Origin of the sequence: Ornithinimicrobium sp., assembly GCF_030537745.1 — a bacterium.
Classification (GTDB): Bacteria; Actinomycetota; Actinomycetes; order Actinomycetales; family Dermatophilaceae; genus Ornithinicoccus.
The window spans coordinates 3925-14946 of record NZ_JAUNVI010000061.1; the positions used below are offsets into that span (position 1 = coordinate 3925).

10 protein-coding genes are annotated in these 11022 nt (G+C 67.2%); 4 read left to right on the forward strand and 6 right to left on the reverse strand.

Going from position 1 to position 11022, the window contains the following annotated elements:
* Positions 1-236: 236 nt before the first annotated feature.
* Together Q4P07_RS11675 and Q4P07_RS11680 are read right to left on the reverse strand one after the other, a co-directional pair.
* Complete coding sequence (locus Q4P07_RS11675; protein ID WP_303375087.1) at positions 237-533, reverse strand: hypothetical protein; 297 nt, start codon at positions 531-533, stop codon at positions 237-239.
* A 90-nt stretch (positions 534-623) separates the two neighbouring features.
* The gene (locus Q4P07_RS11680) at positions 624-1016 is read right to left on the reverse strand and encodes a DUF2237 family protein (protein WP_303375088.1); all 393 of its coding nucleotides are present in this window, start codon (positions 1014-1016) and stop codon (positions 624-626) included.
* Positions 1017-1061: 45 nt separating this feature from the next.
* On the opposite strand from Q4P07_RS11680, the gene Q4P07_RS11685 reads away from it, so the two are divergent.
* The gene (locus tag Q4P07_RS11685) at positions 1062-1379 is read left to right on the forward strand and encodes a GNAT family N-acetyltransferase (RefSeq protein WP_303375089.1); all 318 of its coding nucleotides are present in this window, start codon (positions 1062-1064) and stop codon (positions 1377-1379) included.
* Positions 1380-1436: 57 nt separating this feature from the next.
* On the forward strand, positions 1437-2300 hold the full coding sequence (locus tag Q4P07_RS11690; RefSeq protein ID WP_303375090.1) for a hypothetical protein: 864 nt from the start codon (positions 1437-1439) through the stop codon (positions 2298-2300).
* A gap of 45 nt (positions 2301-2345) precedes the next feature.
* Here Q4P07_RS11690 and Q4P07_RS11695 read toward each other — a convergent pair whose 3' ends face one another.
* From Q4P07_RS11695 to Q4P07_RS11710, 4 genes are all read right to left on the reverse strand, one after another.
* Positions 2346-4733: an excinuclease ABC subunit UvrA gene (locus tag Q4P07_RS11695; RefSeq protein WP_303375091.1), complete on the reverse strand. Its 2388-nt coding sequence runs from the start codon at positions 4731-4733 to the stop codon at positions 2346-2348.
* Positions 4734-4760: 27 nt separating this feature from the next.
* A complete protein-coding gene (locus tag Q4P07_RS11700) occupies positions 4761-5651 on the reverse strand; it encodes a mechanosensitive ion channel family protein (protein WP_303375092.1) in 891 nt (296 codons plus the stop codon).
* Positions 5652-6064: 413 nt separating this feature from the next.
* Positions 6065-6370 (reverse strand): hypothetical protein, encoded by a 306-nt coding sequence (locus Q4P07_RS11705; protein ID WP_303375093.1) that lies wholly within the window; start codon positions 6368-6370, stop codon positions 6065-6067.
* Positions 6370-6561, reverse strand: a complete 192-nt coding sequence (locus tag Q4P07_RS11710; protein WP_303375094.1) for a hypothetical protein — start codon at positions 6559-6561, stop codon at positions 6370-6372. The genes Q4P07_RS11705 and Q4P07_RS11710 overlap by 1 nt, the downstream gene beginning before the upstream one ends.
* Positions 6562-8174: 1613 nt before the next feature.
* On the opposite strand from Q4P07_RS11710, the gene Q4P07_RS11715 reads away from it, so the two are divergent.
* The gene (locus Q4P07_RS11715) at positions 8175-9149 is read left to right on the forward strand and encodes a site-specific integrase (protein ID WP_303375095.1); all 975 of its coding nucleotides are present in this window, start codon (positions 8175-8177) and stop codon (positions 9147-9149) included.
* A gap of 71 nt (positions 9150-9220) precedes the next feature.
* A complete protein-coding gene (locus Q4P07_RS11720) occupies positions 9221-10777 on the forward strand; it encodes a hypothetical protein (RefSeq protein ID WP_303375096.1) in 1557 nt (518 codons plus the stop codon).
* Positions 10778-11022 lie beyond the last annotated feature (245 nt).

Consider the following 11022-nt stretch of genomic DNA (forward strand, 5'->3'; position numbering starts at 1 on the left):
GGGCTGGCCGCGCTTACTGGGTCTGTGGCGCTAGCGGCGCCGAGCGGTGCGACTGCAGCGAAGGCGATTGCGGTCGCCAGCGCCAGGGTGGCTGAAGTGGTCTGCATGGGTGATCCCTCCCGATCGTGGTGCTGCTGACCCGTCCACCGTGCCAAAGCGGGGCCCAGCGCGCATCCCCATCCAGGCGGAGATCGTCGGCGGGGGATCTGCGACTTCCGACTGAGACGAACCCCTTCTTAGCGGTCCGTCTCGTCGGCCGCCTCGAGGTCCCGCTCGATCTGCGATCCAGAGTCGGGGGCGCCATAGGCGGTGCCCTCCTCGGGCTCTTCCTGGGCGATCCGCTGGTCGATCGTCTCCTCCTGCGGGTCGTCGAGGAACTCCATCCCCATCGGCTCCTGCTCCGGTGGCGTCCACGGCACGTTGTCGGTCGCGGACGGATCGTCGAGGTTGACCTCAGCGTCCTGCGCCTCCTGCGCGTCGTAGTCCATGTCGGCGATGTCCTCGTCGTACTGCTCCGGCTCACGTTCGCTCATGTCCCCACCGTCCTCCCGACTGCATCGGACGGCAACACGAGACGCCACCGTTCAGCGACGCGCGTTGGGTGACCACCGCCCAGGCGGGGGTTAGTCCTCCAGGCTGGAGGGGTCGTCCGGCACGTCCGCGGCATACTTGCGCAGCACCTCCAGCGGGACCACCTCCAGCACGGACTCGTGCGTGCTCGCCAGCACGACGGGCGCGGCATAGCCCACCCGCTCGGACTGGAGCCATCGCAGGGCGACCACACACCACCGATCTCCAGGCACGAGTCCCGGGAAGTGCCACTCGGGGCGCGGAGTGACCAGGTCGTTGCCGATCTGGACCTGGTGCGTGAGGAACTCGGCGCTGAGCACGACGCAGATGCCGTGGACGCCGACGTCCTCCGGGGTGACCTCGCACCGTCCCGTCCGGGTAAAGCCGGTGACCGGGTCGATGCTGCAATCCGCCAGCTCGCCACCCAAGACATTGCGCAGGACCATAGGACGATCATGGCACCGCGGCGCAGACCGTGGGAGGCTGGGAGCATGGCTGAGCACATGACGCGGCAGACCAACCCTGATCGCTTCGAGATCTCCGTGGAGGGGCAGAGCGCGGCCTTTGTGCACTTCGCCGATCATGACGGCCGACGGATCTTCTTTCGCACCGAGACGGCACCGGAGTTCAGCGGTCAGGGTCTCGCGGACAAGGTGGTCGAGCACGCCCTGGAGATCACCCGCCAGGAGGGTCTGCGGATCGTTTCGGTCTGTCCTTATGTGCGCACGTGGTTGGCGACGCACGAGGGGTATGGCGATGCCGTCGACGCTGCGACCCCCGCCATGCTCGCGGCGATCCCGCGGCGCTGAGGCACGGGCGCGCCGCCCGACACCGGGATCACGGCCCGCGCACGGCAGGATGGGGGCATGAGTTACGACATCCTGCTGTATCCCCGCGCGTCCGGACAGGGCTGGGAGTCCGTCCTGGCCGCCGACGAGGTGGACACCCCCGATCACATCACCGGTGACGAGGGGCTCCTGGCCGAGGGGGTGGCGACCTTCCGCAGGATCTCTTCCCGACTGGAAAACTTCCTGACCGGCGAGGTCGAGACGTGGGTCGCGGAGGAGACCGGTGGGGACGTGCTCGGCGAGCTCAGCGAGATCGATAGTGGTCTGCAGGTGGAGCTCTTCCACGGCTCCGGCGCGGTGAGCTTTCCCTACTGGGAGCGGGAGGACCCCGAAAGCTTTTACACCAAGGTCCGCGAAGCAGTCCGAATCGTGGCGGAGGAGACCGGCTACCAGGCGTATGACCCGCAGACCGATCAGGATTTTGACGGGCACATCGCCGACGCGGGCGGACTCGAGGCGGCGCGGACGCTCGCCGGGGGGCCAGACGGTGAGCCGCGACCGGCGGACGGTCAGAGCGCTGCGGTCGACGGAGCCGACCCTGACAATCTGACCGACGGAGCGCTCGCTGACGACACGGACGCCCCGGCGCGGGGCAGAAGACAGCTCCCTCCGCGCACCCCTGAGCAGGTGCAGCGCCGGGCCGTCATCGACCTGGTGCTGGGCGTGGCCCTGGTTTCTTATGGCGTCTGGCGCCGCAACGCCGGCGACACCGGGATCCTGGTGACCATCCTGATGATCTTGGGTGCGATGAACCTCTTCGGCGGCATCATGTCGCTGTTCACAGCCAAGCGGCTGCGCGACCACGCCGCAGCTGAGCAGCCGGCCGTGGAGGATTCAGTCATCAGGCCCGCCGACGAGCAGCCAGGGGACACGCCAGCCTGATCCGGCAGGGTGACTAGCCGACCGGGTCGGCATACCCGCAGGCCGTCAGCCCCCGACGTAGGCCGCGAGGTGCTTGCCGGTGAGCGTGGCGGCGCTGGCGACCAGGTCAGCAGGCGTGCCTTCGAAGACGACCGAGCCACCGTCGTGACCGGCGCCCGGCCCGAGGTCGATGATCCAGTCGGCGTGCGCCATCACGGCCTGGTGGTGCTCGATCACGATGACCGACTTGCCGGAGTCCACGAGCCGGTCCAGCAGCCCGAGGAGCTGGCTGACGTCGGCCAGGTGCAGGCCGGTCGTGGGCTCGTCGAGGACATAGATCTCGCCCTTGTCGCCCATCTGGCTGGCCAGCTTGATGCGCTGACGCTCCCCGCCGGAGAGCGTCGTCAGCGGCTGCCCGAGGCGCAGATAGCCCAGGCCCACGTCGGTGAGGCGCACCAGAATCTTGTGGGCGGCCGGGATGCGCGCTTCGCCGTCCTCGAAGAACGCCGCGGCCTCGCTCGCCGACATCGACAGCACCTCGCTGATGTTCTTGCCGCCGAGCGTGTAGTCCAGGACCGCTGCCTGGAAACGTTTGCCTTCGCACTCCTCGCAGACGGTGGTCATGGTGTCCATGAAGCCCAGGTCGGTGTAGATAACGCCCGCGCCCTTGCAGACAGGGCAGGCGCCCTCGGAGTTGGCGCTGAAGAGGGCCGGCTTGACGCCGTTGGCCTTGGCGAACGCCTTGCGGACATGGTCGAGCAGGCCGGTGTAGGTCGCCGGGTTGCTGCGCCGGGATCCCTTGATCGCGGCCTGGTCGATGACGACGACCCCGTCCCGCCCCGCGACCGAGCCGGTGATCAGCGAGCTCTTGCCGGAGCCCGCGACGCCGGTCAGCACGGTCAGCACCCCCAGGGGTATGTCGACGTCGACGTCTTGGAGGTTGTGCGTGCTCGCGCCGCGCACCTGCAGCGCCGTGGTCGAGGTCCGCAGAGCCTCTGCCGACTTAACCCTGGCCCGGTCGTCCAAGTGCCGCCCGGTGACGGTGTCGCTGGCGCGCAACCCCTCCAGGTCGCCCTCGAAGCAGATCGTGCCGCCCTCGCTGCCCGCGCCAGGGCCGAGGTCGACGACGTGGTCGGCGATCGCGATCGTCTCCGGCTTGTGCTCGACGACGAGCACGGTGTTGCCTTTGTCGCGCAGTTGGAGGAGAAGCTCGTTCATCCGTTGGATGTCGTGCGGGTGCAGGCCGATCGTCGGCTCGTCGAAGACATAGGTCACGTCGGTCAGCGACGAGCCAAGGTGACGGATCATCTTGGTCCGTTGCGCCTCCCCGCCCGACAGCGTCCCGGAGGGCCGCTCCAGCGAGAGATAGCCCAGGCCGATGTCCACGAAGGAGTCGAGGGTCGCGCAGAGCGCGGTGACCAGCGGGGCGACGGAAGGCTCGTCGAGGCCCCGGACCCACCCCGCGAGGTCGCTGATCTGCATACGGCAGACATCGGCGATCGAGACCCCGTCAATCATGGAGGAGCGCGCCCCCTCCGACAGGCGGGTGCCGTCGCATTCCGGGCAGATGCCGAAGGTGATCGCGCGCTCGACGAAGGCGCGAATGTGCGGCTGCATCGCGTCGACGTCCTTGGTCAGCATCGACTTGCTGATCTTGGGGATGAGGCCCTCGTAGGTCAGGTTGATGCTCTCGACCTTGATCTTGGTCGGCTCCTTGTAGAGCAGGTCGTCGAGCTCACGCTTGGTGAACTTGGCGATCGGCTTGTCCACGTCGAAAAAGCCGGAGCCCGCGAAGATGCGGCCGTACCACCCGTCCATCGAGTAGCCGGGCACGGTGAGGGCTCCGTCGGCCAACGACTTGGATGCGTCATACAGCGCGGTCAGGTCGAAGTCCTGCACGGAGCCGGTGCCCTCGCACCGGGGGCACATGCCGCCGGTGATCTGAAACTCGCGGCGCTCCTTGACCTGCCGCCCGCCCTTCTCCACCGTGACCGCGCCGGCACCGCTGATGGAGGCGACATTGAAGGAGAAGGCCTGCGGCGAGCCGAGGTGTGGCTGCCCCAGCCGGCTAAACAGCATCCGCAGCATCGCGTTGACGTCGGTGACCGTCCCGAGCGTGGATCGCACGTTAGCGCCCATCCGCTCCTGGTCGACGATGATCGCGGTCGTCAACCCGTCGAGGACGTCGACGTCGGGGCGCGCCATGGTCGGCATGAACCCCTGGACGAAGGTGCTGTAGGTCTCGTTGATCATCCGCTGCGACTCGGCAGCGATGGTCGCGAAGACCAGCGAGCTCTTGCCGGAGCCGGAGACGCCGGTGAAGACGGTCACTCGACGCTTGGGTATGTCGATGCTCACGTCTTGGAGGTTGTTCTCCCGGGCGCCCACGACGCGGATGAGGTCGTGGCTGTCGGCGACGTGACCCGACGTCGGCTCGGGCGTGGTGCTGCTCACGCGGTCTCCCTCTCTCGATCCTGCACGCTAGACACTCTTCTCGCGGGATCCGTGGGTGCCGCCCAAGGTCGAGTCGGTCCGACCGGTGAGCTCTTGCAAGATGGTGAGGAGTTGCGGTCCTGCTTCCACGACATACGCCTCAGATCCCGTAACGACGTCGTGGGCAGTGAACGCTTCTAGGACGCGGCCGATCACCGCGTCCTGGGCCTCACGGGTCTCTAGTTGTCGCGCCCCGGACCAGAAGCGCAACTCCAGGTCGACCGTGCCGTTACCGATGGACTGCAGCAACGCTTCGGGGGCAGGCACGGCGAGGACCTCGGGGATGGCGTTCATCGCCTCGACGGCGACGCTGGCAGCGTGGGCCAGATTTGTGGTGTCCGCCAACGCGATGGTGATTGCGCTACGCACGTGCTCGAAACCCGTTTGCACAGTGACCACCTGAGAGTGCAGGGTGCCGTTGGGGATGAGCACCAAGCGGCCGTCGAAGGTGCGCACCGAGGTCGAGGTCAGTCCCATCTGGGCGACCGTGCCTTGGTAATCACCAACACCGATCTGATCGCCGACCCTGAACCGGTCGCGGGTGAGGATGACGATGCCGGCGAACATGTTGCCCAGCACCGTCTGGAAGGCGATACCGGCAGCGATAGAGATGATCCCGACCCCGCCCAGGACGTCGACGGGTCGCACGCTGGGGAAGACGATGGTCAGCGCGGCGGCTATCCCGAGGCTGACCACGAGCCACCCCGCGAGGCGACCGAAGACTCTGGCGGAGCTGGGGCTGCGTCCGCGCCACGTCATCACCCGGCACACCACCGACCGCACCCCGCCTGCGAAGACGAACGAACCAGCCAACACCAATAACCCCAGGCCGACGCCGCTCCACGTGAGCGGTGGCAGAGTCAGGGCTTCCAGGCTCATCCACGCCCCCGAGGCGCGACGCAGACGGCGGAGGCAAGAACGCGCTGGTGGCCGCCGGGGACGCGCCTGCTGAGGGGAACAGTCATGGCGTCATCGTGCCAAAGGTGGCCGCAGTGTGCGCGCCTACCGCACGTCGGGCCACGCGTCCGGACGGCAAAACTCCCGATCAGATCGCTCTGACCGGGAGTTTCGTCATCGTCACCGCAGTAGTTTCGAGCACTACTTGCTGGTGGGTAGTTCCCGAAACCCGCTGACTTGGACCGATGACCGCTGCTCGGCAACCACAGGCACACTCTCCTGCCATCATTAGGCACACCCCGCCTTGCATGCCCGGCACTCACGTGTTGTGCAATCGCGACGCCGGGCGAACGACGATCCTGCGGCGCCACACGCACAAGAATTAGAAGGGCGGATCATCGAAGCTCGTCCAGGCTGGACTCCCAGGCAGCCGTCACCCACCAGCTGATCAGGTCGGCGTGGTCGCGGTCCAGGTGGGCGGTGCCCTGGTGGAGCGCGGTTGCAAGTAGCTGGGCCCGGCGAGCCACGGCCTGGTCGGTGGGGCCAATGTAGAACCTGTCCTGGCCCAAGCTCAGGATCAGGTGATGCTGCTGCTCGGGAGTGACCGCCAGACCCTCCAGGGCCAGGGCAGGCAGGAACGGGCAGGGCTGGGGTGCGTCGAGCGCCAGCTCGCGGGCGGGCACGTGGAAGTGTCTACGCATCAGGACACCAGCCAGACGTGCCCGAGCCGGTCGTAGCGGACCTGCCACCTCTGGCCCAGCACCTCACGTGCCCGCAGGAACTCGGTGTGTCCGCCCAGCACCTGGACGACCACGTCCCCCTCGCGGTACTGGTTCGAACGGACGGTGGTCGCGGCGACATCCAGGGGCGCGTCCTGGTTGGCTCGCAGCATCCGGAAACCGACGGCGGACAGCGCTCGGGTGCTACTATCGACGGGATGGGACCTACGCCCGCAGCCGTGGCTCACCTGGTGAGCCGACTCCTCGAAGCTCGTTGGCCTACTTCAGAAACTGAGGCCGATCAGTGGCTGGATGAACTCGCGGGCAGAGGACGTGACTTCTCAGCAACCAGCCAGGCTCATCCAGACTTTCCCCGCTCTGACGTGGACTTGCCGGGGTGGGAGGACGCCCGGCTCGGATGGATTCCCGCGCGCGGAGGGATTGATGGCGTGGAATGGCTCCTGTGGAGCCAGCAGGAGGCAACTCAGATCGAGCAGTATGCCGCTGATCTGGAAGTCGAGCTGGTGCGCCTGCTCGGGCCCCCTGGCGAGGGGAGCGGCCCAACGCCTGAGGGAGCCGTCTTCGTGTGGCAACTTAGTGCGAGGCGCATCGAATTCTATTATTTCTCCGCAACTTTTAGACCTAGCGGCGCAGATAAACCTCTCCCTGGAGGAGTCAAAGTCCATCTCAATCTCGCCCATGTCAAGTGACGGCCCCGTTGCCGCTCGCGCGCCGACAATCCCCCACCGCATCCGTTTAATCTGACGCAACCGGCGGGAGGCGGTTATGGAGTCGGAGACATGCCACCGGTTGTCTTGATAACAATGTGGAGAGTGTAGCGCCCGGGCGGATAGTCACCAGTTTCGTCGTTGTCTGTGCAATACGGAGAGTAATACTGCCCAGTTGCCTCCATATCGGCCCCGCGGGACATGCAAGTAATGTAGCTTGTGAAGTTGTGGTGGACTACGATCCAGTGATCAGCCCAAGCGTTTCCACTGTTAACAACAGTGAACATCACAGCCAATAACAACGTTGCGAGGCTGCGCTTGGCCCGGGTTGTAGCAGTGCGTCGAGGTTCAGTTTGGGTGCGTGCTGTCAATGTCATCATGCGGGGGGACCCTACTCCTGGGATAGCCGGAGTACCAGACCGCATGGGGCGCCGGTCTGACCGGGTTCACTTGGCTCGGGTCGGGCAAAGAGCAGTTGGAACACCGCGCGTCCGGAGCAGTTGGAACACCGCGCGTCCGGCGTGCCGTCCTGGTAGATCGGTAAGAGGACGTCTAGTCTGACTTCAGCCACGCACTTCGGTGCGGGGGTTAGCCACTCGTCCGGGCAGCCGCTCGGTGGCACCAGAGAACTGACCCGCCTCTGTCATGGACGGCCACCAACCGTCCGACGGCAGAGCGACGGGTTGGAGAGGCCAGTGGCGGGGCGAGAGAGCCGCATCGAGCTCCCTCCTGCGCGTACAGGCCGGCCTTCCGCTCACCCACGCCAGTACCGCCCTGACGAACTCGTGCGCTTCGACGCGCGCATCCCCGCCCGCTTGGCGAAGCAGCTCTACGACGTCGCCCTCCGCGACGGCCGTTCCGTGACGGCCGTGCATGCCGACCTCCTGGCTTCTGCCCTCGAACGACGAGGGGTCGCGATGGAGTGACGCCGATCGGCCATGGCGCCGACATGCGAAAGGCCCAGAGCGCCAACTCCGGACCTCGTCGCGAATCGCTTCAGCGAGTGACGATCTCGCTGCCTCCAACCACTTGCGCAAGCACCCTAAGGGGGTACTTCTATGTCTTCAGCAAGTCCAGAGTGCACTTCTGGAACCGCAAACGTCAACCGCCACGCCGAGGACGAGAGTCCTGAAGCGGCGGTCCACCGCTACCGGCCCAACGCGATCCCACGAGATGAGTGGGCACCGGTCGCAGGCTTCACTCGCGAATCCGTCCTCCTGGTGCACCCGCGTAGCGAGCGACACGCGATCGAGGCGATGCGCACCGTGTCCCAGTTCATCGTCTGGGCCCACAGGGAGGGCTACCCGCTGGACCGGGAGGGGATGTTCGTCCCGGACGCGGTCGAGCGGTACATCACCGTCGGTGCTGCACACCTGTCGGTCACCTCCCGCGCGACGCGCCGCTCCGACCTGCGGCGCTTCGCCCGCCAGATTACGACCAAGGCGCCCTGGACTCCGGACCCTCCCCAGCTGCGGCGGAGGAGGACCATCGAGCCCTTCACGAAGGAGCAGACCACCAGGCTGTGGGAGATCGCTCACGACCAGAGCACCGAGATCCGCCGCAGACGCTTCACGGGGTACCTCGCCCTCGGTCTCGGCGCCGGTCTACACCCGCACGAGATGTGGAAGGCCAACGTCGGCGACCTGGAGACCGTGCACGGCTTCCTGTGCGTGCAGGTGCGGCAAGGGAACCATCCGCGCACCGTGCCAGTCACCGCTCCCAACGACGTCGTGCTGGGTGGGTTCCTGTCCGAGCCGGCCGAGGCACCGATCCTGGCCTATCGGCCCCGCAAGTGGGACCGCTCGCCCTTCCACGAGATGCTCCGCAAGGCGGACATCCCACCCGGGTGCCCCACGATCACCCCGGCCCGCCTGCGCGCGACATGGATGGTGGACCACCTATGCCACGGCATCTCGATGGGTGGCCTGACCCGGATCGCCGGGTTCACCTCGTGGCGGCCGTACACATCACTGCAGGAGTTCGTGCCACAGCCCGACGACCGGACACTCTTCGGGCAGGCGGCCCGGCGGTGAGCCTGCGGCGTCGACGTTCACCTGAGCCGGCAGGGGGCCGAAAGAGCTCGGACGCCACAGCCGCGAACCCCATGACAGTCGACCAACGCATCGCACGGGCTGTTGCCGTCGCCACCAGCGACATCGCAGCACGACTCTGCGCAGCCGCCGAGCGCCGGACCGGCCGCCCGCGACTCATCCCGCTGACAGGGGTGCTCGCGGCGTTCATCTTCCACGCCTCCGGTGAGCCGCACACGATGACCACCGCTGGCGTGTGCCGGTCCCTGAAGTCACTGACGCCGACTCAACGGGTCCAGCTCGGCATCCCACAGACAACCGAGATCCGCTACAAGCGGGTCCACTCCGGTTGGCGTGCCATCCTCCGAGTCGTCGATCGCGGCGTGCTGGTCGACCACGACCACGATCTCGACGTCGATCACGACACCGGTGAGGTACTCGCCTGCCCCGTCGACTGCCCGTGCGAGCAGGTTACCCAGGACGAGGTCGCTACCCTGCTCATCCAGGCGAGCCTGCCACCAGAGTTCGAGCGTCCACCGGCGGTAGCCATCGACGGCACCGATGTCGAGAGCTTCGCCCGCGCCCACAGGCGACAGGTCGGCGGTGACGCCGCAAGTTTCTACTCCTTCGACCGTGACGCCCGGTGGGGCCACCGCACCTCGACCGACCGGCGACCCACCGAGCACTTCTTCGGCTACGAAGCCCACATCGCCACCTACGCCCCACAGGTCGGGGCAGCACCGGTCCCGCAGGTCGCGGCCGGACTGGCGCTTCGGCCCGGGATCCGGGACCGCACCTCAGCCTGCCTGAGCATCATCGACCACCTGCCCCGGTTCACAGAAGTCCTCCTCGACCGCGGCTACACGATGGCCAAGGCCACCCGCCTGGCTCGCCCGCTCCGCAACCGGGACCTCACCCTGACCATGGACCTGCACAAGAGCCAGCGCGTCGTCCGCCCCGGCCCCGAGGCCGGGACGATCTGGGTCGACGGCACCCTCTACTCCAGCGCGCTGCCCGAGACTCATCGCAAGCTGGAGCCACCCGACCCGGGCATGACCGCCGGCGAGAAGGCACGCCGGAGGGAGGCCTACGACGCCCGCGAGCCCTACCGCTTCGTCGCCCACGCCAAACGCGACACGAAGCGCGGCACCCAACGATTCCGCGGACCAGCCGTCGAGGGGCACCCCTTCAAGGTCCGCTGCCCCAACACCCCGGCCTCGATGCGGATGCCGCACACCATCCCCACCACGTCCTGCGTCCCCGGCGAGCTGTGCGGGTGCCGCAAGACCATCACGATCTCTGACACCGTGCTCGAGCGAGACCGGCAGCACCACCCCTGGCAGAGCACCCCATGGGCTATGTCCTACAACCGCCGCAGCCTCGTCGAGGGGATCATCGGCGCCAACCGCTTCCAACGCCTCAACCTCAACCGTGGCTTCTTTCGCATGACTGGCCTCGTCGCCACCGGCCTGCTCCTGGCCGTCACCCTCATCGGTCACAACCTCGCCCGCCTCCACGCCTGGCATACCGTCCGCGGACTCCCCGAGCCCTGGCAGGTCAACCTCGACGAGCCGATCGACGACCGCCCCCTCGACAAAGCCACCCGCACCCGAGGTAGACGCAAACGCTGAGGCGACTGACCGCTCCAGCACCACCCCACCCGCACGGCGACGGCGCCAGCCTGCCCGAAACCCGCCCTGGGCCACCAAACCGAGCCGACGGCGTACGAGATCATCTGCCGGCAGACCGCCTCGCAGGCCTCCCGGGCCCCACAACAACGAAACTCCCGGCCGGAGGTGCTCCGGCCGGGAGTTTCGGGTATCCGAAACGGGTAGTTCAGGGGACTACCCTGCTGGTGCGCGAGGGGGGAGTTGAA